We start from the raw sequence: 25,002 nt of genomic DNA, 5'->3' as shown, positions 1-25,002 counted from the left end.
GGACTAAGGGTTCGGTGGCGCAACTGCCGGCGGCGCGGGGGCCGTCGCCGGGGCGGCCGGGGCTGTGCCCGCTGGGGCTGCGTCGGTCGCAGGTGGAGGTGTCGTCGTGCCGTCCGGCGTTTCGGCGGCTGGCGGCGGGTTCTCCGCGGGGGGCATGGGCTGGTCGCTCGGTTCCGTCGCGGCCGCAGGCGCCTCGACAGCAGGTACGGCGCCCTCGACGGGGGGAACGGCATCTGCCGGCGGTGTTTCAGCCGGAGTCGCATCGGCGGGTGCAGCCGGCGCGACGGCGGGCGGTGCGCCTTCCGCAGTAGCCGCGGCGCCTTCTTCGGCTCCGGCCGCAGGCTCTTCTTTCGGCGGCTCGTCGAGCCATACCAACTCAACAAGGAAATCGCACCGCGGTGCAGGGCGGCGCTTGATCGGGTTTACGGCCTGGCCACCCTTGGTGGGCGCAACAGCCTCGGCCGCGCCGTCTCCTGCCTCGTCTTCTTTGTCGACTGAGTAATCCCAGTCCACGCGGTAGTATTGCCCCTCGGAAGGAAGCACGACGGGGAAGGCAAAGCCTAGCTTCGTCATGTCGATCTCTTCCGGTCCGCCTGCGACACGGTCTGTTGCGGGGAGCGGAATCTTGCCGGCCTTGAGATTCTTGATCAGCGTTTTCTTGACATAATTCTCGCTGCTATTGATGGGATCGCGCTGATCGTTGTGAAAGTGGTGGCCCCGCAGCTGAATGATCCAGCCGGCACCGGTCGGTCCTGTCGATGAAGCGCTCGCATCGGCCGCCGCGGCAGGCGCCGGCTCGGGCGTGGCCGCAGGAGCACTGGGATCGTTGGGGTCGGCTGCCACTGGTTCTGCCGGCGGCGGTGCGTCGACCGGCACTCCATGATCGAAACTCTGTACCGAGGTATACCAAGGAGCGACATCGTCCATGTGCTGGGCTTGGATCGACACGATGTTCAGCGTCTTGCGCTTGGTAACGTCGGCAGCCGGCTCTCCTTCGTCGACGGGCAGGCAGAGGTTTATTGCCTTCCATACTTCCAGCCATCGCTCGCGGCGATCGACCGAAGGGATAAGGCTTTGCCCCACGTCGCCCGTCTTGGTGTACTTCTGTTTCGCTTCGTTAAAGCTCGAATCGAATCCCTTGGCTTTCTTGACGACGCCATCGGCCATGCTGACGGCTGACTCAAAATAGTCTTTCAGGCGTACGCTATTCCAGACGCGCCAGTAGCCGAGATAACTGAGCGTGCAGCCTAACAACAGCGCGGCCGCGGCACCCACGGCCCACGGCTTCTTGGCGCGAATCATACGATCCTTCATGATCTCGCGCGGCAGCAAATTGGTTTTGATCTTGGCTTCTTTGAGCCCTTGCAGTGCAAGGCCGTAACAGACGCCGAAGCTGAGCAAGTTCTCCTTGAATGCCGGAGCGTCGACGACCGTCGGCCCGGTAAGACCGCGAAAATCCTCGACGCGCGAAAACTCGAAGCCCAAGTTCTGCGCCAGGTAACGCTGCAAGCCGGGCAGCTTCATAGCATTGCCCAGGGCCATCACGCGGCCGATCTTGGCGCGGCGATCAATGTTCGAGAAGTAGCCGATCGAGCGCTGCACCTCGGTCAACAGATCGTTGAAGACGGGACGCATGGCCTGAAACAGGGCCTTTGGGTCCTCGGCCTTGGCCGCGTTGCGTTTCAAATGCTCGGCCGTGGCAAAGGTGAGCTTTAATTCCTTGGTGAGCGCCTTGGTGAAATGATTGCCGCCGATCGGCACGCTGCGCTGCCAGACGCGGAACCCGTTGGTTACCACCAGATCGGTCGAGTCGGTTCCTAGCGACAACAGCACGACCGACGGGGGCGGATTGTCGGGATCGTAGTCGGCCGGCGCCGGCATATCCTGCATCTGGTCGAAGGCGACGTAGTTGTATAGCGCGAGCGGCGTCAACTGCACGACGTCGACTTCAATGCCCGCGTCCGTGAATGGCTTCAGAGCGCGAAACACCTGATCACGCTTCATGGCGAACAGACCGACCTCGGTCTCGAGTGCGAATCCTTCTTCCTCGCTGCCGCCGACCATCTTCTGATAGTCCCAGACGACGTCTTCCAAAGCGAAGGGGATCTGCTGCCGCGCCTCGTACTTGACGATGTCCGGGATCTTCTTCGACTCGACCGGCGGCAGCTTGATGAACCGTGCCAGACCGTTTTGACCTGGCACCGATACCGCCACGCGATCACCACGCACGCTGTTGCGCGACAGAAACTGCGTCAGTGCCTCCTGCACCAAGGCGACCGGATCGGACTCCGGCTGACTGAGAATCTTGGGATACTCGACGTAGTCGAACGCATCGGCCACGACATGCGCCGCGTCTTCACCCGGACGACAACGCAACGCCTTCAGCGCACATTGGCCGATATCGATACCCCAAACGGCATCACTTCTGGCCATTCCTGTAATCCCTTGCTCTGATCCGCCCGGCGGTAAAATATGGCGAAACCGACAGCCCTCGACCTGAAAAAGGTCTCGATGTGACGCGCGGGACTGCCGAGCTCTATTCCAAGTCCAATTATTGACTTACATCTCCTAGTGTCAACAAGATTAAAGGCCGGAGCAAGAGTCGGCTGCGAATTTTGTAATTGCTCGCGTCGGGCCCAACGCGGGTGACGGGTCGGCCGCCACCCACCCCGCGCCGGAGATGGCTTCGGCGACTCGACTTCCGACGCTGCCCGGGCTATCGTGGATTTCCCCGCACGTGCCCCTACGGATCGCCATTTCGGCTCGTCCTCCATCGCTGTCCGCCATGAAATTTGAAGAAGCTTGCGTCCTCTTGCCCTGCCACAGCCTGGAGGACTTCCCCACGCACTACGAGGGGGCGGCGGCCGAGGGGTTGCTGGCCGCCTGGTCGGCTCTCTGGCACCCCCAGCTATTGGCCGCCTGTGGTCGGCTGCCGACCTGGTATCGGGCCGACGGGCCGCCCGACGCGCTGTCCGGCCGGCTGATCGTTATCCCCTCGACCAGCGAGCCCTTGTTGCTGGCCGGCTGGGCATCGCGAGCCACGAGCGAAGGCGCGCATGTCGTCCGCAAATTACAACGCCGTGACGAAATCGTGGCCGCCGCCTTGGCTGGCTTGGACGACCGACAGGAGAATCTCGATCCCGAACTGACCGCCGATTTTCTGGCCCTGGGCTACGGCTATCTGGCGGTGGAATTGCTCACGCGCCAAATGCGCTATATGAGCAACATCGACGAAGTCCATTTGCAGAACGAGGCCCTCGCCGCGGCCCGGGCTTGCCTGACAGGGGATGTCGAAGCCACGCGGCGGCACCTGCAGAACAGCTTCGAGGTGCTCGTCGAAGCGCGCGAGCGTTTTTATCCCGTCGACGCGTTTTTAGTCGATTTGACGCTGGTGGCTCCGACTACAGTCGGCGAGTCGCTGCGCCGACAATTCGCCAGCGACGTTCCGCAGAACTTGCTGATCGCGGGGGATACGCTGGCACACCTGGCGCACGCTGCGCCCGAAACGCTCGCCGCGCTGCGCATGGCGCTCGATCATGGGACGGTCACACTCGTTGGTGGCGAACGCGCCGAGCGTGAATTGCCGCTGCTGCCGATCGAAGAGACGCTCGACGAATTCCATACCGGTGCCAAGATCTTTGAGGACCTGCTCGGGCAAGCGCCGCGCGTCTATGGCAGGCGGCGGTTCGGACTCTCACCGTTGCTGCCGCAAATCCTCTCGCGACTGGGCTTTATTGGCGCCGTACACGCCACGCTCGACGATGGACGCTTTGCCACGGCCGCGCAAAGCAAAGTGCGTTGGGAGGGGCTCGACTATTCCGCCATCGACGCGCTGGTGCGATTGCCGCTGGATGCCAGCCGCGCCGACACCTTCTTGGGTTTGCCGCGCACACTGGGCGAGTCGATGGATCGGGATCACGTCGCCACGATCGTCTTCGCGCATTGGCCGTCGCAGGCCGACACTTTCTATGGCGACCTGAGACGAATGGCCGCCTATGGCGCGGTGCTCGGCAAGTTCGTCACGCTGAATGATTACTTCGTCAACACGACCAGCCCCGGCGAACTTATCAAGTTCAAAGCCGACGGCTACCGCGCACCTTATCTGCGCCAGGCCGTGGCACATCACGAATCGTCCCCCATTTCCGGACTGGCAGGCAAACACCTTCAGCAAGCCCGGCAATGCGCGACGAACACCCTGCACATGCTGGCCGACATGGTGGGTGCCCCGGCGGGCGAAACGCACGAGGGGCCAAGCGCGTCGAGCGACGCCCCTTTGGATGAACTCGAGCGGCGGCAAATTGCAGCGGGTCGACGGTTGGCCGGCGCGCTCGCCCCGCGCGGTACCGACGCCACGGGCCTCTTGCTGGTGAACCCGCAAAGCTATGCGCAGCGCAGCCTGGTCGATGTGACGGCCTTGTCCGCGCTGCCGGCCGTCGAAGGTGCCGTGGTCGCAGCACAGGAATCGGCCGGCCGACGATTCGTGGTTGCCGACACGCCTGGCATGGGATTCTGCTGGCTTGCCCCAGGCGGGTCTGCTGCCGCGACGAAAAAAGGGACGAAAACAATCGTTCAGGAGAATACGCTCGCCAACGAGTTCCTACGCGTCGAGATCAGCCCCGCCTCGGGCGGCGTGCAAGCGATCTACGACCTCGGCCAGCGGGGAAACCGCCTGGCAAGCCAGTTGGCATTTCGCACGCCCGGTCCGAAGCCCAAGCCGGGCGATATCTGGCGCGATCCTGACGATGGGGCAGAATATGCCGAGATGAAAGCCGACGGGATCGAGACAACGCACAATGGGATGGCACTAGGAGAAATCAAAAGTCACGGCCAACTCATCGATCGCCAGGGAAAGGCGCTGGCCCGCTTCGTGCAACGTTATCAACTGGCGCGGGGGGCGCGCGTGCTGGTCGTCGATACCGAGTTGGAACTCGATCAGCCGGTCATGGGCGATCCTTGGGAATCGTACTATGCGGTAAGATTCGCTTGGCCTGACGTCGCGGCAGAGCTTTATCGCGACGTCGGCGGGGCGCGGCAACTCACCGAGGCCAAGCGCTTGGAAGCGCCCAATTACCTCGAGATCGGCACGGCGCGCAGCCGTACGACGATCTTGACGGGCGCCCTGCCCTATCATCGTCGCTCGGGGCCACGCATGCTCGATACTCTGCTGGCGGTGGAGGGCGAGACACAGCGACATTTTCGTTACGGCGTGGGCTTGGATATTGCGCACCCATTGCAACAGGCGTTGGATCTGCTGCAACCGGTTGTGTGCGTGGCACCGGCAGCGCGTCCGGCGGGACCCCACACAACGAATTGGCTGTTCCATGTCGATGCGAAGAACGTCGTGGCCACGCACTGGTCGAAATTGAGCACCGCTGAACAGACCGGAGGGTTTCGCGTGCGACTACTCGAAACCGAAGGTCTTGCCGGGCGAGTCCAACTGCGCGCCCCGCGCGATGTGGCGAACGCACGACATCTTAATTTTCGGGGCGAGACACTGGCCGAGTTGCCCGTCGCCGGAGATTGTGTCACGATCGACGTCGCGGCGTTTGAGTGGGTGGAAATCGAAGCACGATTGCGCAGTTAGTTGAGACTGCATAATCACCTAGGACTGGATCGGGTCCCTTGCAGCATCATCGGCCATGATTGTGACCATCGACGGACCCGCCGGAGCGGGTAAAAGCAGCGCGGCTCGCTCGCTGGCGACACGGCTCGAGTTCCGTTTTCTCGATACCGGCGCGATGTACCGCGCCGTGGCACTGGCGGCCCTGCGCCATGGCCTGGATTGGGAAGACCCGGCCGCCCTGGCCGAACTTGCCCGCGGCCTGAACATCGACGTTCAAGAAAATCGCACGTTGCTCGACGGCCAGGACGTGACCGCCGAAATCCGCACCCAGGCTGTCACCTCGGCCACGTACTACGCGGCCAACAACCCTGCCGTGCGCGAGCACCTGGTCCAATTGCAACGTCGCGCCGCTGGGCAAGACAATGTAGTGACCGACGGCCGTGATCAGGGGACCGTCGTCTTTCCTCGGGCCGAGTGCAAGGTCTTTCTGACCGCCTCGGCCGAAGAGCGAGCCCGCCGCCGACAGCGCGACTTGGAAGCTCGCGGCGAAAAGCTAAGCTTGGAAGAAGTGCTCGCCGACCAGAACCAGCGCGACCAGCGCGACGAGGGACGCGATGTCGGCCCGCTGGTGGCGGCCGTCGACGCGATCGTGGTCAACACCGATGGTCTGGCGGCGGACGAAGTCGTCGATCGCTTGGAGGCGCTCGTGCGGGCCCGGATGCCCAAATAGGGGACCCGAGTTGGCACTTTCGTGGCGGCGCTCAACGATTCAATAAAGACGGGCCGAGGCAAGGCTTGCGAGACAAACACCATCATGGCCGATCGATCGCTCGCCAAGCGGCTGTTATATGACACGATACAGTTCAGCGCCCGGCTGTCGGCGGCCGCATTGTTTCATGTTCGTTGCAGCGGGCGCGAGTATGAGCCTCGCGAGGGAGGCGCGCTGGTCCTGGCGAATCATCAGAGTCTCTTCGACCCCCTGATCGTGGGCCTGACATTGAATCGGCGGATGAGTCCCTTGGCCCGCGACACATTATTCAGGTTCGCCCCGTTTGCTTGGCTGATCCGCTCGCTCGACGCGATCCCGCTCGACCGCGAAGGACCGGGGCTGGCCGGATTGAAAGAAATGCTGCGCCGCCTGAAAGCCGGGCAAATCGTTTTAATCTTCCCGGAGGGGACCCGCACGCCGGATGGCGAAGTCGCGACGCTTAAGCCTGGTTTCTCGGCGCTCGCGAAACGGGCCAAGGTCCCTCTGCTGCCGATGGGCATCGACGGCGCCTATCAGGCGTGGCCGCGCACCCAATTATTGCCCGGCCTGGCGACGATCCATGTGAATATCGGCGAGCCGATAATGCCCGCAGAGGCGCAGGCCGCCGAAGATCGAGAACTCGTCGCCGAAGTCGAACGGCGGATCCGCCGCTGCCATCGGCTGGCTCGACAGAGTCGCTTGCGTGCCATGGGCTGCTATTCGGCAGAGCCGGTCGGGCTTGGCGTGGCCGAGCATACGACGTCGGCCACGCATGTGGCGTGATAGCACCCAGCCGCCTGCCGATGTGGCAAATACCTGGCCCGACCGAGCGAATCGCCGCGCCAACCACCGATTGTGACTACCGCCCAAGACTGATATATTTGGCGGCTTGCCCTCAGAGTCGATTGTTTAGGTCCCTGCGCAGGGATCGCGGCCTGTGGGGATACCTCTAACACCGGCGGACAGGCGATCTCAGTCGACCGCGCGAGCGCGCTCTCCACGAGCCATCCAGCGCCAGCGGCAAGGTGAGTTTTCCACAGCCCGTGATGCCGGAGATAGTGACAAGTCGTACATGGTTAATCGCAACTTGATAAGGGGCCTCGACCTCAGCGAGGCAGAGTGGGAGCAGGAATTAGCAGCCGCGATGGAGGGCACCTCGGCCGATGAGTTGGCCAGCGGCGGCAGCGATATCACACTCAATCAAATTGTCAATGGACGCGTCATTCGCGTCGAAGGGGACCTGGTTCTCGTCGACGTCGGCTACAAGAGCGAAGGGACGATTCCGCTCAACGAGTGGGAAGCTGACGAAGCCCCGCCCGAGCCGGGCCAGAACGTCAAGGTGCTGATCGAAGAGATCGAAGACGGCAACATGGCCCGCGTCGATGGCGGCATGATCTTGCTGTCGAAGAGGAAGGCCGAAAAGATCGAAGCGTGGTTGAAGGTCATGGAGACCGTCCACGAAGGCGATATCGTCACCGGCGCCGTCACGCGCAAGATCAAGGGTGGCTTGCTGGTCGACATCGGCGTCAACGTATTTCTGCCGGCTAGCCAGGTCGACATTCGTCGTCCGCCGGATATCGGCGATTACATCGGTCGCACCATTCAGTGCGTGGTGCTGAAGATCGACGAAGCCCGTCGCAACATCGTGGTTAGCCGCCGTGCACTGATCGAGACCGAACGGGCCGAGAAGAAATCCAAGCTCTTGGCCGAGTTGGAGACCGGACAGATCCGCAAGGGTACCGTCAAGAACATCGCCGAATTCGGCGCGTTCGTCGACCTGGGCGGCATCGACGGCCTGCTACATATCACCGACATGAGCTGGGGCCGCATCGGTCACCCGTCGGAACTGGTGTCGATCGATCAGGAAATCGAAGTGCAGATTCTGCACATCGATCGCGAGCGCGAAAAGATCGGCCTGGGCCTGAAGCAGAAGTCGGCCAGCCCCTGGGAAAAGGTCGAAGAGAAATACCCCGTCGGCAGCCGCGTGAAGGGAACCGTAGTAAACGTGATGAGCTACGGTGCCTTCGTCAAGCTGGAAGAGGGGATCGAGGGCCTGGTTCACATCAGCGAGATGTCCTGGACCAAGCGAATCAGCCATCCCAACGAGTTGGTCCATATCGACGACGAAATCGAAGTCGTGGTGCTGGGCATCAACAAGGAGAAGCAGGAAATCTCGCTGGGTATGAAGCAGACTCAGCCCAATCCTTGGGACAAGGTCGCCGAGCGCTATCCGCCTGGGTCGCTGGTTACCGGCACGGTTCGCAACTTGACCAACTACGGCGCCTTCATCGAGATCGAGGAAGGTATCGACGGCTTGTTGCATGTCAGCGATATGTCGTGGACGCGCAAGATCAGCCACCCCAGCGAAGCGGTCGAGAAGGGGCAAAAGATCGAGTGCAAGGTCCTCTCGGTCGATCAGCAACGGCGGCGCATCGCACTGGGACTCAAGCAAATGTCCGAGGACCCCTGGGCCACGGACATTCCCAACAAGTACCAGCCCGGCCAGATCGTGACCGGCACCGTGACCAAGCTCACCAACTTTGGCGTGTTCGTCGGCTTGGAAAACGGACTGGAAGGCTTGCTGCACATCTCGGAGTTGGCGGACCACAAGGTGGAAAACCCCGAAGAGATCGTCAAGGTTGGCGAGCCGATCGAGGTCAAGATCCTGCGAGTCGATACCGACGAACGCAAGATCGGCCTGTCGCGCAAGCGCGTCGAATGGAACGAGGAAGACCGCGAGGGCGAAGAGGCAGGCGCTACCGTCGAAGCAGCGTCGGCCCCGGCTGTCGAGCTGAAGGGCGGAATCGGCGGCGACAGTGGACCGCTGATCAAGCCGCGCACCGCCGAGTAAGCTTCGTCCGAGTAGTCTGTATAGTCGTCACAACCGACACGCGGCGAAACGAGCTTGTCGTTTCGATCGCTGCGATCGGCTTCGTCGAGCATGAACCCACCACGGCCCTGCCGGTTACTACCGGCGGGGCCGTTTTGTTCCGTACGCTCCGAAGTGCTGGCACATCCGGCTCACCTTGTCCGTCGGCGGCGCGCCTGGAGAATTGCAGTAGAGACCGTCGATCTTCTGTGTGTTCCTTGCCGCGACCCTTACGCAGTAATTCCGATGGCGACATCCATGCCGAAGACACGCCGACGTTCCTCTGCCGCCGTCCAGTCTCCCCTGGAGACGTACCTGCGCGAGATCAACGAAACCGCACTCTTGTCCGCTGAACAAGAACGCGAGCTGGCCGTGGCCATCGGCCTGGGGGACACCGCCGCACGCGACCGCATGGTCCGCGCCAATTTGCGGTTGGTGGTGAACATCGCCCGCGGTTACACCGGCAAGGGCCTGGGGCTGCAAGATTTGATCGAGGAAGGCAACCTCGGCCTGTTGCGGGCCGTGGAAGGCTTCGATCCAGCAATGGGCACACGCTTCAGCACCTACGCCAGCTACTGGATCAAGCAGTCGATCAAGCGGGCCTTGATCAACACGGCCAAGACGATTCGCATCCCGGCCTACATGGTCGAGCTGCTTTCCAAGTGGCGCCGCGCGACGATTCGCCTGTCGGAAGAGTTGGGCCGCACGCCCACGCCCGAAGAGATCGGCCGCGTGCTCGGCTTGCCGCGCAAGAAGCTGCCGATCATCAAGAAGGCCATTCGCATCTACAGCTCGACCCCGCAGACCGATCAGTCGGAAGCGGGCTGGTCGTTGTCCGAGATGGTCATGGACGAACACAGTCGCAGCCCCGAAGACGAAATGGTCGAGGGTGACAGCCTGACGCACGTCATGGCGCAGCTCAAAACGATGGACCCTCGCGAGGCCACCGTCCTGCGACTGCGGTTTGGGCTGGAAGACAACGAGCCGCGCACGCTGAAGGAGATCGGCGAATCGCTGGGCCTGACGCGCGAGCGCGTCCGCCAAATCGAGACCGAAGCCCTCGGCAAGCTGGCCGCTGGACTGTCGGGCAACTAAGACCGCTGGGCGATAGATGCTTACCCGTCCATAGGGGTCGCCCCCTTGGCACCAGTGTTTCGCCCGGGTTCGTCGAGATCCGCTCTGGCGCAGGCGTTTTTCTTATTGTTGGCACGCCCCGTGCTGTCATTGCTGGCTGCAATGATGGACCGGCAATTCCCAGGGCGGAGCCCGCCTAGCGATTTCCCCTAGTGACCGGGGGTCCGTCGATGGCGCGCTATAGCTGGAAGGGCTTTCTGCGGCTCAGCTTGGTATCGGTTCCGGTGCAGGCGATCACGACCGAAGAGCGCGCGAGCGGCGGCATCGCCCTGCACCAACTGCACGACAAAGACCACAGCCGTATTCGGTACGTCAAAACCTGTCCCGTACACGGCGTCGTCTCCAATGACGAAATTGTGTCCGGCTACGAGGTGAGCAAGGACGAATACGTCGTGATCGAACCGGCCGAGCTGGACGTTTTGCGAACACCGGCCGAGAAGGCCATTACGCTCGACACGTTCGTGTCGCCGGAAACGATCGACCCAGTCTATTTTTCGGGCCGTCATTATTATCTGGTGCCCGATGGCGAAGCGGGCGTTAAGCCGTACGCAGTCTTGCATCGCGCCATGGCCAGCCAGGATAAGTGGGGCATCGGTCAGGCCGTAATTTTCGGCCGCGAGCACTTGGTGCTCGTGCGCGCGCAGGACGAACTGCTCAGCCTGAACGTGCTCAACTATGCCGACCAGGTGCGATCGTCGGAGGGGCTCGTCGAGGGCGACGCCCATGTCTCGGCGACAGAGTTGCATTTGGCTGAAACGCTCATCAAAGCTTCGCTCACCAAGAAATTCGACATTGCGAAGTATCGGGACGAGTACGTCCACAAGCTACGAACCTTGATCGAAGCCAAGGTCGAAGGACGCGAACTCGTCACGCCGCCGGGCGCGGAGGAACCCGTGGTCGTCAATTTGATGGACGCCCTGCGGGCAAGCGTCGCCAAGGCGCATCGTGGGGGGCAGGGCAAGCGCATGACTGCAAAGCCTCCTAAGAAAATGGCAGCCAGCCACCGTGCCCATGCGGTGCGACGGCGCAAGATCTCGTAATTGACCAAGGGGGGGCAAATGTCCGCGAACAACCCACAGGATCTGGGAAACGCGCCGGCGGCTCCTGGCTCGCGCCCGATCAGTCCGGTCGCCCGGCGCCCCGACACACATGCCTTACTCGATGCGGGCTGCGAGCACGAGGAAGCCGGCCGTTTGCAGGAGGCGATCCGCTGTTACCGTCGAGTGCTCAGGCACGACGGTCGATCGGCGGCCGGATTTTTCAACCTTGGCAATACGCTTTACCAGACAGGACGCCGCAGCGAGGCGATCGATTGCTTTCGTCAGGTCGTGCAAATCAACGTTGCCTGGCCCGAAGCTTGGAACAACCTGGGCGTCGTGTTGTGCGAATTGCAACAGTGCCACGAGGCAGAGTTCGCCCTTCAAAAATCACTGGCACTTGCTCCCTGGTTCGCCGACGCGTTCTACAATCTGGCTGATTGTTATGACGAGCGAGGACAGACCGATCAGGCCACGAAGTACTGGCAAGAGTATCTACAACGGGACGCAACCAGTTCCTGGGCACAGTATGCGCGGGCACGATTGTCTGGATAGCACGGCCACAGATTTCAACCGACCGAGGGCGCGGCAATGACCGTCGTCCCTCCGAGGTGCAGATGAGTCGCGCAGCCAAGAGTTCGACAACGAAAAAGTCCACGGCGAAGCCCCCGCGGTCGCGTGCTATGCAAACGCGGTCAGGCTCCCACATGGCGGCTCTCGCCGCGGCCGACGGCTTGCCTGCCACCCTGCGCCGGGGGCTACCCAAAAGTATCGTCCCCGAACTTGCGACGTTAGTCGCGGCTCCCCCCGTTGGGTCCGAGTGGCTGCACGAAATCAAACTCGATGGTTACCGCTTAATTTGCCGGCTGGACAGACAGGGGGCCCGGCTGCTGACGCGCCGGCAACTCGATTGGACCAGGCGCTTCCCACAACTTGCCGGGGCGGTAGAGTCCTTAGGGCTGGAGACCGCGATCTTCGACGGCGAAGTAGTAGTGCTCGACCCTGCCGGCGTCAGCAGCTTCCAGGACCTGCAAACGGCGCTCAGTAACGGCGCCACAAAGCGATTCGTTTATTACCTCTTCGATCTGCTCTATCTCGAAGGTTACGACTTGCGCGAACGACCCCTCATCGAGCGAAAGGAGCTTCTCGCGCAGGTACTCGCCGGCCAGGGACCTGCAAGTCCGTTGCGCCACAGTGAGCATCTGCTGGGAAATGGGCCCGAGTTCTTTCACCAATGTTGCCGGCGCGGTTTAGAAGGGATCGTTTCCAAACGGATCGATCGACCGTACCGCGAGGGGCGCGGTCGCGACTGGCTGAAGACCAAGTGCGTCCAACGAGAAGAGTTCGTCATTGGCGGCTTCACAGAGCCCGCCTCGTCGCGGCTGGGTCTCGGCGCAATTCTAGTCGGATATTTCGATCGTCCCGGCCATTTGCTCTACGCGGGGCGCGTAGGAACAGGGTTTTCTGCCAGCATGCTCGTATCCTTGCGAAACAAGCTGAAGCGGCTGGCGCGGCAAGACTCTCCCTTTGCCAACTTGACGCTTCGCGAGGCCGGTCGCGGCGTACATTGGGTCGACCCGCGGTTGGTGTGCCAGGTCGAATTCACGAACTGGACGCGAGCTCATGTGTTGCGGCATCCCTCATTTCAAGGCCTCCGCGAGGACCTGCCCGCCAAGGCCGTGGTGCGCGATGCACCGGTACCCCGCGGATTGGCCGAAGATGCACCTTCGCCACGAACTCGATTGCAAGGCGCGTCGTTGCCCCACCGTCGCGCAACGCGATCCATCAATGCGGTCGATGTTGAAAATCCCGCGGCCGCGCCAAGAACGGCTGCCGCGAGACGTGCGAAGAGCAGGTGAGCGAAGACCTTCGTCAGCGTACGGCCGGCGACTGTTGGGCATGGCGGGGTGTTGCTGTGGCCGTCGTTCCCGCGCTCAGTGACGCATTTCGACGGTAGGAATCTTTGCCAGCCGTAGCGCCTTGAGGTTGTGTTTCGAATCTCAAGCGTGGACAATCTTGTCGCCTGCCATTGGGGTGCGCGCGGCCGCTCTTGGGCGGTCTCGTTCTCGGACCATTTGTGCGACCTCACAGGCGAGCACGCCGCATCGGAAACTCAGATTATTGGAACCCCACGACACGAGGTCGCGCCCCGCATGTCTGTCGAACCACTGATTGCCGTCTTCGTCGATTTCGAGAACCTGGCCATCGGCGTCCGCGAGATGGGAGTCGGCGGTTTTCAGATTCAATTTGTCCTGAAAAGATTGCTGGAGAAGGGACGGATCGTCTACAAGCGCGCGTACTGTGATTGGAGTCACTACAAGGACGCCGTGCAGGAGTTTCATGGGCAAGGCGTCGAACTGATCGACATTCCTCAGCGGCGGATGAGCGGCAAGAACAGCGCCGACATTCGCATGGTCGTCGACGCCATCGACCTGTGCTACTCGAAAGACCATATCGACGTCTTCGCCCTGATCTCGGGCGATAGCGATTTTTCGCCCCTGGTCTCCAAGCTCAAGGAAAACAACAAGCGGGTCCTCGGCTGCGGCGTAAAGAGCTCGACCTCGGACCTGCTGATCGCGAACTGCGACGAGTTTATCTACTACGACGACCTGATCCGGGCGGCCAAAAAGACGCGCGCTCCCTCCCCCAAAAAAGGCAAGCCCGAGGAAGACAAGAAACAAGAGGCGGCCGAGCGCGTGCTGGAGGTGTTGCAGTCGGTCGAGCAAGATTACGATCCGTTGTGGGGCTCGCTGCTGAAGCAAACAATACGGCGCGTCTATCCCGGCTTTAGCGAGTCTTACTACGGCTACGGCAGCTTTTCGGACTTGCTCGAAGACATCAAGGCCAAGGGGCTGATCGAACTGGAGTACGACGAAAGCCGCGGCAACTACAAGGTTCGCCAACTCAAGCGGTAAACGTAGCGTCGGCTGTCGGTTACCGCTTTCGCCGGCACACGCGCCCCGCTCTTACACCGTGGTCAGTTCCGGCAGCGGGCCGGAGACTCGGTTACACTCGACGCGATTGCGCCCGTTGCGCTTGGCGCGATACAGGGCTTCGTCGGCGGAACGGATCAGCTCAAACGCTTCCGCCTCGGATCCCCGGTCCAAGACCGCGACGCCAATGCTGGCCGTGACATTGATCAGACCACTGGCGGTCTCTACGCTCAACCGCTCAACAGCCGCCCGCAAACGCTCGGCATGGCTCACGGCGTTGACCTGATTGCAACCCGGCAGGAGAATCAAAAACTCCTCGCCACCAATCCGACCGATGGGATCGTAGGGGCGCGTCGACTGCGTCAGCGCCTTCGCGGTCGCTGATAGGACTGCGTCGCCGACGAGATGGCCATGCGTATCATTGATGAGTTTGAAGTGATCCAAGTCGGCCACGATGGCCGCCAGCGAGGCCCCCTCGCGACGACTGCGGCTGACTTCGACTGCCAACATGTCGTGAATCGCGGCGCGATTCCAAAGCTTGGTCAGTGAATCGTGCAGCGCCAGCTCGCGCAACGCCTCGCGCGCCGAGATGAGCTGCTCTTGCAGGCAAAGAATGCGCTTGCCGGCTCGCAGCCGCACCTTCAATTCCGCCGGATCGAACGGCTTGGTGATGTAATCGTCGGCGCCGGCCGATAGTCCCTCGACGACATCCGCCGGATCGCGCTTGCCCGTCAATAGCAGGATGTATGTGTAGGGCTCTTGGTGCTGGGCACGAACTCTGCGGCATAGCTCGAGGCCATCGAGTCCTGGCATCAGCCAGTCAAACACCACCAGTTTCGGGCCATCAGGGCGCTGCACGATATCCAGTGCCTGATGCCCGTCATGGGCGACGATCACTTCATAGTCCCAACGTCGCAGCGTCGCTTCGAGCAGACGTCGCGACACCATTTCGTCTTCCGCTATGAGAACTTTCATACCGCGGCCTCCTTGGCCGTTTGGGCAAGTGCAAATGTGAGACGCTCGAATTCCTCTTTCAGCGATGCCACCGACTCGTCGGCATGGGTCATGTCGCCCGTTATGCCGATCGTCTCCAACCGCAGCGCGGCACGCGCACCGGCAGTCGCTCCCAGGCTTTGCATGGCGCCTTTGAGGGCGTGCGCCGATAGTTGCACGGCGCGAGCATCGCCGTGCTGTACGCCGGCCGCGACTTCGTCCAATAGCGTGGGAGCGCTATCGAGAAACAGTTCGATCATTTCCAGTAGTAATTCGGTGTCGTCTTCGACGCGGGCTCGCAGCGCGGCCAGATCTATGATCCCCGCCGTGTTAGCGGGCGTCACGACGCCGCGCGTTCGTCCCGAAGGAGCCGGGGCCTTCGCCGCTGGCACACGGCCGGTGGTGTCAGCCAACGGAGGTGTTACCGGCATCGGTTGTCCGCCGACCGGGATCAGCCGTTCGATCGTGGCGATCAAATCTTGAGGTCGAAACGGTTTGGTGACGTACTCATCCATGCCAGCCGCCAGGCACCGTTCGCGATCGGCCGTAATCGCTCGCGCGGTAAGCGCAATGATGGGGACGTGAATGCCGGATTTCTTCTCGCGTTCGCGGATCGCGGCCGTAGCCTGTAGCCCGTCCATGTCCGGCATTTGCACATCCATCAAGATGATGTCGAATCGCTCTGTGCGGGATGCTGCCAGGGCTTTGCGACCATTGTCGACGACTGTGACCACGTGCCCACGCTTTTCCAGGATGGCAACGCCCAACCGTTGATTCACCACGTTGTCTTCCGCCAACAAAATGCGCAGCTGCCGCGCCAAGCTGACCGCCTCGGCGGCGCCACTGCTGGTCGGGTCAACAGCACCGGCGGCGCTGTCGTCGCGCGGATTCAAGGCAGCCAGGATCCCCTCCAGCAGTTCCGCTTGCTTGATAGGTTTGACCAAGTACGAAGTTATGCCGGCCAGACGGCAACGTTCTGAATGGGACAAGTGCCCGGCCGAGGAGAGCATCATCAGCGTCGGCCCGGCGATGAGCGCGTCCTTTTTGATTTGCTCGGCGAGCACGAACCCGTCCATGTTGGGCATCTGGCCGTCGAGCAGCACCAGGCGATAAGGACTTTGCTGCGCGTGCGCCTGGCGGATTGCCGCTAGCGCGGCTTGGCCGTCGCTGACGAGCGTGGGACGCACGTGCCATTGTCGCAGCACCTCGTCGAGGATACGGCGATTCGTGGCGTTGTCGTCCACGACCAGCACGCGCAAATCTCGCAACGTTTCGCGCAAGTCCGCATCGCGCCGCGGTGGTGAGCTTTTTTGCATGCCGAACCGCGCCGTCACGTGAAATGCGCTGCCGCGGCCGATTTCGCTCTCTACCCAGATCCGACCACGCATCATTTCGGTCAACTTGGTAACGATGTTCAAGCCGAGCCCTGTACCGCCGTAGTTGCGCGTCGTCGAGGGATCGGCCTGTTCGAAAGCACGGAAAATCGAATCCGTCTTGTCTGCCGGTATGCCAATCCCCGTGTCACTCACGGTAATGTGCAAGCACACTTCGTCGGCACCCTGCGATTCGACTGCAGCTTGCAGGATCACCTCGCCGCGTTCGGTGAATTTGATGGCGTTTCCCACCAGGTTGACAATGATCTGGCGCAAGCGACCAGGGTCGCCGACCAAGTCCTCGGGAACGTTGGGGAGAATGTGGCAGGCCAGTTCCAGGCCCTTGTCGTGGGCACGCAGCGCCAGGGTCTTGATCGTGTCGCCAAGCGTGTCGTACACGTTGAAACCGACATTGTCCAAAGCGAACTTGCCGGCCTCGATCTTCGAGACATCGAGCACGTCGTTGATGAGCAGTAGTAAAGAGTTGGCGCACGACTGGGCCGTCTGCATGTACTCGCGCTGGCCGCGCGTCAGTGGGGTATCGAGCGCCAGTTCGGTCATGCCGATGATGCCATTGAGCGGGGTGCGAATCTCGTGGCTCATGTTGGCCAGAAACTCGCTTTTGGCGCGATTGGCTGATTCGGCCAGCTCCTTCGCTCGCTGCAACTCCGTTTCGCTCGCACGCAGTTCCGCGGTACGTTCCACCACGGTCTGCTCGATATTGGCATTAGTCACCTCTAGCTGCGCCGTACGCACGGCGATTTCCCAGATCTCGCGTTTGCCCTGCACACAGGCCAGGACAAGAAAAATGTCCTCGAAGACAACCCACCCCGCATGTTCGAGCCACCGCACCGAGGAAGCGGCCAGCGTGCCGTAGATCGATTCCGGCCAGTACAACCCTCTGAAAAAATGATCGGCCGCCACGACGACCGATGCCGTGATCAGCACGCGCCAATCACGATAAAATGCCAGAAACGCCAGCGAACCGAACACATGAAAGTGCGTCTCGATGCGTCCCCCCATGAGATGAATCAAGACCGCAGACGTTAGCATCTGCGCCACAGCGACGACGTGCCGCGTCAATGTCCGTCCCGGCTGCCAACAGATCAGGCATAAAGGAGCGCTGATGATCAAGCCCTCCAGCAGCACAGCCGCCCACACGTGGGGATGCGTATAGCTGTCCAAGCCGGACCATGCGCGTGGCGAAATCCAGGCTGCTGCGGCAATGCCGGCTAGCCATTGCACGATCAGCAACACGCCGAACATCCGATCGGTGCGCGCGTGGATAAAGTGCTCGTGCTGGCTGGCCAGCTCGCTGGCACGGTCCCGCGTCTGTGCGTCAAGGACCGACATATTTCGATTGATCATGGACATAGAGACTTTACCGATGGATCAAGGCTAGTAACGATGGGGCAGCCATAGACGGGCGCGTCACGGCACTCGGCCGTGCCGCTTCTCAACAGGCTGACTACCGCGCTGCGGCCGGCATTGTCACCCTGGTGTCCGCGCGCGGAGGTAATTCCGCCGGTAAACAGTAGCGTGCCGTCGGCGTCGTAGAGAACGGTGTGTCCGGAAGTCGTTGCGTGAAACCTTTTGGCTTCCGAGCCATCGAGATCATTGCTGACTTCGACACCCGGTATGGCCGCGGCAGATTGCCAAAGGTCGGTCTGCTCCCAGCCCTGTGACATGCCGGATGGTGTAAAGAACACGACCTGTGGATGAATGGTCCCGCCGGACTGCGCGACCACACGCTCAAGCTCGGCGATGCTGGCCCGCGTACACGGACAACGCGGGTGCGCAAACATGACCAGCGTCGGGCCGGCAGAGTTTCGCACGATTTCTGTGCCAGCAGGCCACTGGTTGGTGACCTCGGCGCTCCGGCCCGGTGTATTCTCATATTGCCCTAGAGCCATGAGTCCCGCGACGCAGGCCAGCGCCCACAGCGCGACAACGGCGGCACGCGTACCGTGGCGATAGACGTTCGGAGCACGTAACGACAGAACGCCCATCCACAAGCTCCGGCTAGTTCCACAACAAAGTCCGTTCCGCCAGTAAACGCACGACGCCCCCGGAGCCTGTGTACGATTCCGCCAACTATTCTTAGCTTGCCGGGCAGGTCGAATGGCGAATTCGAGGGGACTTCCGTCCGGCCACGGAAGGCACGCGCGGAAAATCACAAAAAAGCCGTATAACGCGGATTTTCGGGCCTGCCCTCTTCTGGCGCAGCCGCCATTTCAGCGGCGATCCGCTGCAGATTGCTGGGCCCAGTTGGCCGAGTGGCGTGCCTCCGGCTGACGGCAACGCAAGGAACGGTCCCTTGCCTTTCGAGGCCAAGGTCCCACAATGAAAGTAAGGTTTGGATCCCTTTTTGCCTGGTCCGTCGTGTCGACGATAAAGGAGTTTCCCATGAAGCGACTCGCCGCAATTGCTTTGATCTTGCTGGGAGTCGGCTTGTGCGCGAGCACGCCGGCCTCGGCTCGTCCCTATGGATGGTACGGATACGGCGGCTACCGACCGTATTATCGGAGCTATTACGCGCCGCGGCCCTATGTGGGCGCGTACCGTTACCCAGGCTATCGCGCGTTCTACCCCGGTGTCGGCGTGGGTGTGGGTCTGGGCTATCCAGGGTACGGATACGGATACTACGGCGGCACACCGGCCTATAGCTACGGCTATCCGGGCTATTACGGTTACCCGGGTGGCGGCTACGGCTATAACGGTTGGTAATCGCCGAACGATCCGTCGAATCCATTAGCGATCCGCGGACTACCACTTGGCAAGTCGGGACGATACCTGACAGCCACCGCGCCTGGCAACCACCGCGAGATCTAACAACCACGCCCTCGCCTCGCGCGAGGGCTTTTATTTGCGCGACTCGCCCATCGCCTGCATCGCGCTCGAATCTGTCAAATTTCGCGCTGCTGAACTTGTGCTAGGTGGAGCGCCGGTGCAAGCCTATTGGTTGGTCGCGGGCCGGTCGCGCGCATGATAGACTTAACCCCGTCGAGCACGGCGCCGGGCAAGCGTCGATCGCGTGCCGCGCGAACGCGTCACTTACTGTGTCGTGCTTCGATGTCGGGGTGGTTGGCCGACCGTGCGTTCCGTGAGGGCCGCCCGGACCACACCAAGCGGCATCAGCAAGTCTCCTCAGCATGTCATCTCAAGGAATCTCCGTCGTCATGATGTCACGCTCACCGTCTCGGTGTCGGCTGAACCTTGCTGTCTTGGTGGCCATCGCATTAATTTCGGCGCTTTCCCAGCGCGCTTCGGCGGGGGGCGGCCCTGAAAACGTCTTTCTGGTCGTCAACGAACGCAGTTGGGCATCGTTGATGATTGCCCATCATTTTGCGGAATTGAGGCAGATTCCGCCGATCAATACTCTGTATCTCGATTGGCCGTACTCGACGGATCTCGTCGACGTGAATGTGTTCCGCGAAAAGCTTTTATTGCCAACCATCAGCATCTTGCAGCAGCGCGGAATCGCACCGCAAATCGACTACATCGTTTATTCGAGCGACTTTCCCTGGTCGATCGATTTCCAGCGACTGTTGGGAGAAAAGAAGCCACCGTCACCGGCGGCTCCCATCGGTTCGCTCACCTCGCTGACTTTTTTCGCTGGCAATATCGCCACCGGCGAAGCCCACTTTCTCAATCGGAACGGCAACCATTACACGCGCCCCCAGAAGGCCGGAGTTCCGTCGCATGGATTTCGCGGTTGGTACGGTTTCGACAAGGACGGAAATCTGCTCGAGGGGAGCGGCGACACGTATTTGCTCAGCGCCATGCTGGGTGTCACGAGCAACGAAGGCATGGGCCCCGACGAAGTCGTGAACTATCTGCGCCGCAGCGCGGCCGCCGACGGTACCAAGCCAACAGGGACCATTTACTATTGCAAAACGGGCGACCAATATCGCTCGGGCTCCCGCGAGCCATTGTTTGCGGCGGCGGTCGCGGAGCTGAAAAAGCTCGACGTCCGCGCCGAGATCATTAACGGCAAGCTCCCCGTCGGCAAGAAAGACGTGGCCGGCCTGCTCACGGGAATACGCAACTTCGACTGGCCCGGGGCGCAAAGCACGATTGTCCCGGGGGCGTTTTGCGAGAACTTCACCAGTTATGGCGCCATCTTCAGTCGCAATTTGAACGACGGGCAGCAACTGTTGACCGATTTTCTTCGCGCAGGTGCGGCTGGCTCCAGCGGCACCGTCTATGAACCGACCGTGGTCGTCGAGAAATTTCCCTCCGCCTTCGCGCAAGTCCATTACGCGCGCGGCTGCACCTTGGCCGAGGCTTTCTACCAGTCGCTGACCTGCCCATACCAAACGCTCCTCGTGGGGGATCCGTTGTGTCGCCCGTGGGCGAACATTCCCACGATCACCGTCGAAGGCGTCGAGGAGGGAGATACACTGAAGGGGAAAGTCGCCATCCAAGCGAAAGGTAACAGCGCCGGCAAGCCGCTCGATCGCTACGAGGTCTTTATCGAAGGCACCCAGGTCACACGTTGCGCCGCCGACGGGAATCTGCAGCTTGACTCGACGAAATTCCCCGATGGCTGGTGCGAATTGCGCGTCGTTGGCATCGAGGCCGGACCGATCGAGACGCAGGGGCGTGTCATCTTCCCCGTCCGTTTCAACAACCACGGCCGCGAAATCGACTTCGCATGCTCGGCCCAAGACACTGCCCACTGGAAGACCCCGATCACGCTGACGGCCAATGCGCCGGGCGCCGCGAAAATCGTGATCTACGAGGGAATGCGCATCCTCGGCACGATCAATAGCGATCATGGCGAGGTCGAGGTCACACCCGAAAAGTTGGGCCTGGGGCCCGTGGTGTTTCGCGCGCGAGCGCAATTCAGCGAGGACCCTAAAGACGCCGTGCTAGCCAGGCCGATCAAGATGTCGATTGCGCCCACGGCGCCCCTGCCGCCCCGCGCGCTGCGCAACGGAACGAAGCTGGCCGAAGGCTTGCAGTTCAAAGCCGAAAACGGCCCCGTCAAGTTGGTGCAGCAAACCGACGACAAAAAATGGCTGGAAGACACCAAGGTCAAGGACAACGAACCCTTCCTGCTGAAGGCGATCTTTGAAGTGCCGAAAGACGGCGTCTATCAGTTCGAGGTAAAGCACCTGGCCACGCTAGGAATCACTGTCGACGGCAAAAGCCTGTACGAAGAAAAGCAAAAGGACCCCGTTTGGAACTACGTTCCCGTGGTTTTGAGCAAGGGACTTCACCTATTCGAGCTGAAAGGCATCGGCGGACAGCCGGCCGGACTGGAGATACGCTTTGGCGGTTCCGGCGTCATGAATCTTGACGGCAAGCAGTTCCGGCATCCGGCCGCGGGGAAATAGCCGTGCACGAAGAGTTCATGCAATTGGCGCTCGCCGAGGCGCGACGGGCTTTCGAGCAAGACGAAGTTCCCGTGGGCGCCGTGATTATCCACGAAGGGCGCGTCATCGCCGCGGCCCACAATCAGCGCGAGCAGCTGCAAGATCCCACGGCACATGCCGAGATGATCGCCATCACGCAAGCCGCGGCGGCGCGCGGCAGTTGGCGCTTGGACGACTGTCTGCTGTACGTCACTTTAGAGCCCTGCCCGATGTGCGCCGGAGCCATCGTGCAGGCCCGTCTGCCGTGGCTGATTTACGGCGCGACCGATCCCAAAGCCGGCGCGGTACACACCCTCTTCCAACTGGTCAGCGATCGTCGCCTGAATCACCGCGTCGAAACGGTTGGCGGCGTGCTGGCACAGGAATCGAGCGAGTTGCTCAGCGGATTCTTTCGCAACCAGCGCGCCCTGGGAAAGAAATAATCGGGCCGCGTCCCGCTAGTTGGCCGCCGCAGGCGGATTAGCGGCCGCAGCCGTCGAGATGCTGCCTGCCACGAGACGCGCGGTATCGGCGATGGGTTCTTTGATCGCGCTCGGAAATCTCCAGGCGATGATGACGCGCTGGCCGTCAACGTCTTTGCTGTAGACTTCAAACGTCCCTGGCAGTTCCGGACTGCCTGGTGCCCCAGACGCGTTTAGGAATGGTTGCGGTCCCTTAACCGTAATCCGCCTCCAATCGACCGTCTGCCCGGTCTGGAGAGGGCACTTCATATCTTCCCATTGCGGCTGTGCCGAGAACTTTGTCGCCAACTGCGACTGCACGGATTCCTCGAAGGGTTTGCCGTCAGCCCCAGGCTGGTCCGCCGGAGCAACCGCCAAGTAACAATAGAAGTACTGCGGCTGCCCAGTGGCTTCATCCATGCCGGTCATTTCGTAACAAACCCGCAGGCCCGGCAATTTCAGAAACGGGGGCTGCACGCGATCGGGACTTACCTTCCCCTGCCCGCGCGGATCGGCCGAATCCTCTGTGAACGCCTTGGAAGACGCATTGATAAAGGTCGGCAGCCGCAACAGGATGGGCGTGCCCGGGATCTCAAAGGGCGTCGGTGAAATAGCCGAAAAGATCATCCCCACTTTGAGGATTTCCGCTCCCTCCTTGACTCGTCTCTCGTATTCGCTCGTTCCACATCCGGCCGTGAGCGTGGCCAATACCGCAGAGACGGCCAAAACAGTCCGCTGTCGCGCGCTCGTTGACATGCCAGCCGTCCAAAAGTTGGTTTTCGAGGGGATATTGCGATTCTCGGCAGCCACGCACGACGTGTCAACGGGCCAGGCATCGTCGTACGTTGCCATCGGCTACCAACTTTTACCGTCGGCGCGCGTGCCGCACAGCGACACTTCCAATCCGAGCGCATCCGCCATCGCGGCCTTTGCGCAGAGGGCCCGGTCGGCCTCGTCGGCGCTGTTGGCATAGACAACGTGAATGTGATTGCTCTTATGCCGGGCCATCATTTGGTCGCGCGATACGCCGTAGGTGACGGCGTGCATGATCGGCCACTGCGGCGTCGTGGCCTGCCAGCGTCGCTCGGTTTCCTCTGCTGGCAATTCGACGACTCGCGCCCGTCCCAGGTCCATCTTCAAGCGATCGCGCGCGACGTAGACGCGCGACCAGACGATCTCGCCCGGCCGCGAAACGCCCTTCAACGTGCCACCCCCCATGCGGAAGTACATCGGCGGTTGTCGTTCGCTCGAAGCTCCGCTCCAGCCCCCGGTGAAATGCGCCGGCGGCGCCGCGCCGCTAATCAGGAAGACCCACACGTAGTCCGCAACAGTGCCAGACCGATCGATATCTCCCCAGCGAATGTCGTGCAGAGTGTTTTCTACCGGTTGGCCCATCGCTCGATGGATACGATACGTCATTAGGGCGTCCAAGCCTGCGCACTCGTCGACTTCATTGAAATGTGGCAGCGGCTGACCCTCGTAGAGCACGCGTGAGCCGTCGCGGCTGGTGACCGGCGGCCGGTCGGCGTTGTTCAGCGTCCCCTCGACCAGGTCGCTCGCTGGGAGCAGATCTTTCAGTCCCTGCTGGTATTGAATACCGATCGTATGGCACCCAAAGTCATCGGCGATGCGCACGGCCGCCACGTACATTTTGCACTGCTGATGGATTTGTTCGTCGGTCAATTCATCTTCGGCGCGGGTGCCGGTGACGAACTTCATGCCGCGATCTTCCATCCAGCGGCGCACAGCCGTCGCTTCGTCGTCGGACACCTGAGTTGATTCGTAGTACAGGGCCGATTGACTGAGTCGTTCCTTGTAGACCCCGGTCGGCTGCAGCAAATGGTCTGGCACGATGGCGTTGAACATGCCCATGCAACCTTCGTCGAACACGCCCATGATGGCTTTGTTGGCGAGCAGCTGTTCGGCCAGCGCTTTGCCGAGTCGCCGCTCGGCGCGAGGCGGCTTCACATCATCCCACGATACGACGTGTTCGGTCTTGTGCCGAAGTTCGCCTTTGCGAAGCCAACGGCGCAGCCCCGAGGTGAAGAACTCGTCCGTAAAATCTTCGCTCCACAGGGTCGAATAGGGGACGTCGGCCTTGGTCAGCGAGCCGTTCAGGTTCAACATGCCCACTAGCCCTGGCCACGTGCCCGACCAGTTAGCCACGGTGAGGATCGGCCCGCGGTGCGATGCCAGCCCGTGTAGAACATGATGAGAGTACTGCCACACGGCCTCGGCCACGATCAGCGGAGCTTTGGAATCAAGGCCGGCAAAGACGCACATGCCTTCTTTTTGCGAACTGATGAAGCCATGCCCTTGGTCCTCGCGATAGGGATGCGCGCGCACCAATTCGTGCCCGGCGTCAGCGAGCGCCTGACCCAGTTTCTGCTCCATGTCTAGTTGCGAAGCCCAGCAGTTCCGATTGGCGGCCGGGCGCAGATCGCCACTGGCCACCAGCAGAACCTGGTTCTTACCGATGCGGGCTGGGCGTGTCGTCGTGGGAAGCTCATAATCCATGGTGGTCGCTCAAA

The 25,002-nt window shown here is 61.6% G+C and carries 18 protein-coding genes; 12 read left to right on the top strand and 6 right to left on the bottom strand.

Annotated elements, in window-relative coordinates; translation table 11 throughout:
- Positions 1 to 3: 3 nt before the first annotated feature.
- The gene (pilM, locus tag VGG64_30405; protein ID HEY1603952.1) at positions 4 to 2,433 is read right to left on the bottom strand and encodes a type IV pilus assembly protein PilM; all 2,430 of its coding nucleotides are present in this window, start codon (positions 2,431 to 2,433) and stop codon (positions 4 to 6) included.
- A 352-nt stretch (positions 2,434 to 2,785) separates the two neighbouring features.
- Here pilM and VGG64_30400 point away from each other — a divergent pair, with 352 nt between their 5' ends.
- The 9 genes from VGG64_30400 (at position 2,786) to VGG64_30360 (ending at position 14,266) form a co-directional block, all read left to right on the top strand.
- The gene (locus tag VGG64_30400; GenBank protein HEY1603951.1) at positions 2,786 to 5,584 is read left to right on the top strand and encodes a hypothetical protein; all 2,799 of its coding nucleotides are present in this window, start codon (positions 2,786 to 2,788) and stop codon (positions 5,582 to 5,584) included.
- A gap of 55 nt (positions 5,585 to 5,639) precedes the next feature.
- Positions 5,640 to 6,293, top strand: coding sequence for a (d)CMP kinase (cmk, locus tag VGG64_30395; protein ID HEY1603950.1), 654 nt, complete (start codon positions 5,640 to 5,642; stop codon positions 6,291 to 6,293).
- 84 nt (positions 6,294 to 6,377) lie between these two features.
- Positions 6,378 to 7,094, top strand: coding sequence for a lysophospholipid acyltransferase family protein (locus tag VGG64_30390; GenBank protein HEY1603949.1), 717 nt, complete (start codon positions 6,378 to 6,380; stop codon positions 7,092 to 7,094).
- A gap of 289 nt (positions 7,095 to 7,383) precedes the next feature.
- Positions 7,384 to 9,162, top strand: a complete 1,779-nt coding sequence (locus VGG64_30385) for a 30S ribosomal protein S1 (GenBank protein ID HEY1603948.1) — start codon at positions 7,384 to 7,386, stop codon at positions 9,160 to 9,162.
- A gap of 264 nt (positions 9,163 to 9,426) precedes the next feature.
- Positions 9,427 to 10,275, top strand: coding sequence for an RNA polymerase sigma factor RpoD/SigA (locus VGG64_30380; protein HEY1603947.1), 849 nt, complete (start codon positions 9,427 to 9,429; stop codon positions 10,273 to 10,275).
- 209 nt (positions 10,276 to 10,484) lie between these two features.
- A complete protein-coding gene (locus tag VGG64_30375) occupies positions 10,485 to 11,354 on the top strand; it encodes a Ku protein (protein ID HEY1603946.1) in 870 nt (289 codons plus the stop codon).
- A gap of 18 nt (positions 11,355 to 11,372) precedes the next feature.
- Positions 11,373 to 11,906, top strand: a complete 534-nt coding sequence (locus VGG64_30370; protein ID HEY1603945.1) for a tetratricopeptide repeat protein — start codon at positions 11,373 to 11,375, stop codon at positions 11,904 to 11,906.
- A 152-nt stretch (positions 11,907 to 12,058) separates the two neighbouring features.
- A complete protein-coding gene (gene ligD, locus VGG64_30365) occupies positions 12,059 to 13,210 on the top strand; it encodes a non-homologous end-joining DNA ligase (protein HEY1603944.1) in 1,152 nt (383 codons plus the stop codon).
- A gap of 294 nt (positions 13,211 to 13,504) precedes the next feature.
- Positions 13,505 to 14,266 carry an NYN domain-containing protein gene (locus VGG64_30360; GenBank protein HEY1603943.1) on the top strand — a complete coding sequence of 254 codons (762 nt, stop codon included), beginning with the start codon at positions 13,505 to 13,507 and terminating at the stop codon, positions 14,264 to 14,266.
- Between the two features lie 51 nt (positions 14,267 to 14,317).
- Here the strand turns inward: VGG64_30360 and VGG64_30355 are convergent, their stop codons facing one another.
- Genes VGG64_30355 through VGG64_30345 form a run of 3 tightly spaced genes read right to left on the bottom strand, consistent with a single transcriptional unit; the run spans position 14,318 to position 18,659 of the window.
- Positions 14,318 to 15,259, bottom strand: a complete 942-nt coding sequence (locus VGG64_30355) for a diguanylate cyclase (GenBank protein HEY1603942.1) — start codon at positions 15,257 to 15,259, stop codon at positions 14,318 to 14,320.
- A complete protein-coding gene (locus tag VGG64_30350; GenBank protein HEY1603941.1) occupies positions 15,256 to 18,024 on the bottom strand; it encodes a response regulator in 2,769 nt (922 codons plus the stop codon). Before VGG64_30350 ends, VGG64_30355 begins: the two co-directional genes overlap by 4 nt.
- Positions 18,015 to 18,659 (bottom strand): hypothetical protein, encoded by a 645-nt coding sequence (locus VGG64_30345; GenBank protein HEY1603940.1) that lies wholly within the window; start codon positions 18,657 to 18,659, stop codon positions 18,015 to 18,017. The genes VGG64_30350 and VGG64_30345 overlap by 10 nt, the downstream gene beginning before the upstream one ends.
- Positions 18,660 to 19,056: 397 nt before the next feature.
- Between VGG64_30345 and VGG64_30340 the strand changes: the two genes are divergently transcribed.
- From VGG64_30340 to tadA, 3 genes are all read left to right on the top strand, one after another.
- Complete coding sequence (locus VGG64_30340; GenBank protein HEY1603939.1) at positions 19,057 to 19,377, top strand: hypothetical protein; 321 nt, start codon at positions 19,057 to 19,059, stop codon at positions 19,375 to 19,377.
- A 500-nt stretch (positions 19,378 to 19,877) separates the two neighbouring features.
- A complete protein-coding gene (locus tag VGG64_30335; protein HEY1603938.1) occupies positions 19,878 to 21,992 on the top strand; it encodes a hypothetical protein in 2,115 nt (704 codons plus the stop codon).
- Between the two features lie 2 nt (positions 21,993 to 21,994).
- Positions 21,995 to 22,453 (top strand): tRNA adenosine(34) deaminase TadA, encoded by a 459-nt coding sequence (gene tadA / locus VGG64_30330; protein HEY1603937.1) that lies wholly within the window; start codon positions 21,995 to 21,997, stop codon positions 22,451 to 22,453.
- 15 nt (positions 22,454 to 22,468) lie between these two features.
- Here tadA and VGG64_30325 read toward each other — a convergent pair whose 3' ends face one another.
- Both VGG64_30325 and VGG64_30320 read right to left on the bottom strand, forming a co-directional pair.
- A complete protein-coding gene (locus VGG64_30325) occupies positions 22,469 to 23,323 on the bottom strand; it encodes a hypothetical protein (protein ID HEY1603936.1) in 855 nt (284 codons plus the stop codon).
- Between the two features lie 3 nt (positions 23,324 to 23,326).
- Positions 23,327 to 24,988 (bottom strand): fucose isomerase, encoded by a 1,662-nt coding sequence (locus VGG64_30320; protein HEY1603935.1) that lies wholly within the window; start codon positions 24,986 to 24,988, stop codon positions 23,327 to 23,329.
- Positions 24,989 to 25,002: the final 14 nt, after the last annotated feature.

The sequence above is a fragment of the Pirellulales bacterium genome (assembly GCA_036490175.1).
Lineage (GTDB): Bacteria > Planctomycetota > Planctomycetia > Pirellulales > JACPPG01 > JACPPG01.
The sequence above is the reverse complement of the archived record's forward strand: the minus strand, read 5'-3'. Positions and strand labels throughout refer to the sequence as shown.

Coding starts and splice junctions, on each gene's coding strand:
- VGG64_30360 (HEY1603943.1), top strand. CDS start 13,505: ATGTCTGTCGAACCACTGATTGCCGTCTTCGTCGATTTCGAGAACCTG.
- VGG64_30325 (HEY1603936.1), bottom strand. CDS start 23,323: ATGGCAACGTACGACGATGCCTGGCCCGTTGACACGTCGTGCGTGGCT.
- VGG64_30340 (HEY1603939.1), top strand. CDS start 19,057: ATGAAGCGACTCGCCGCAATTGCTTTGATCTTGCTGGGAGTCGGCTTG.
- VGG64_30350 (HEY1603941.1), bottom strand. CDS start 18,024: ATGTCCATGATCAATCGAAATATGTCGGTCCTTGACGCACAGACGCGG.
- VGG64_30370 (HEY1603945.1), top strand. CDS start 11,373: ATGTCCGCGAACAACCCACAGGATCTGGGAAACGCGCCGGCGGCTCCT.
- VGG64_30355 (HEY1603942.1), bottom strand. CDS start 15,259: ATGAAAGTTCTCATAGCGGAAGACGAAATGGTGTCGCGACGTCTGCTC.
- VGG64_30320 (HEY1603935.1), bottom strand. CDS start 24,988: ATGGATTATGAGCTTCCCACGACGACACGCCCAGCCCGCATCGGTAAG.
- ligD (HEY1603944.1), top strand. CDS start 12,059: ATGGCGGCTCTCGCCGCGGCCGACGGCTTGCCTGCCACCCTGCGCCGG.
- VGG64_30380 (HEY1603947.1), top strand. CDS start 9,427: ATGGCGACATCCATGCCGAAGACACGCCGACGTTCCTCTGCCGCCGTC.
- VGG64_30385 (HEY1603948.1), top strand. CDS start 7,384: ATGGTTAATCGCAACTTGATAAGGGGCCTCGACCTCAGCGAGGCAGAG.
- VGG64_30390 (HEY1603949.1), top strand. CDS start 6,378: ATGGCCGATCGATCGCTCGCCAAGCGGCTGTTATATGACACGATACAG.
- cmk (HEY1603950.1), top strand. CDS start 5,640: ATGATTGTGACCATCGACGGACCCGCCGGAGCGGGTAAAAGCAGCGCG.
- VGG64_30345 (HEY1603940.1), bottom strand. CDS start 18,659: ATGGGCGTTCTGTCGTTACGTGCTCCGAACGTCTATCGCCACGGTACG.
- pilM (HEY1603952.1), bottom strand. CDS start 2,433: ATGGCCAGAAGTGATGCCGTTTGGGGTATCGATATCGGCCAATGTGCG.
- VGG64_30400 (HEY1603951.1), top strand. CDS start 2,786: ATGAAATTTGAAGAAGCTTGCGTCCTCTTGCCCTGCCACAGCCTGGAG.
- VGG64_30375 (HEY1603946.1), top strand. CDS start 10,485: ATGGCGCGCTATAGCTGGAAGGGCTTTCTGCGGCTCAGCTTGGTATCG.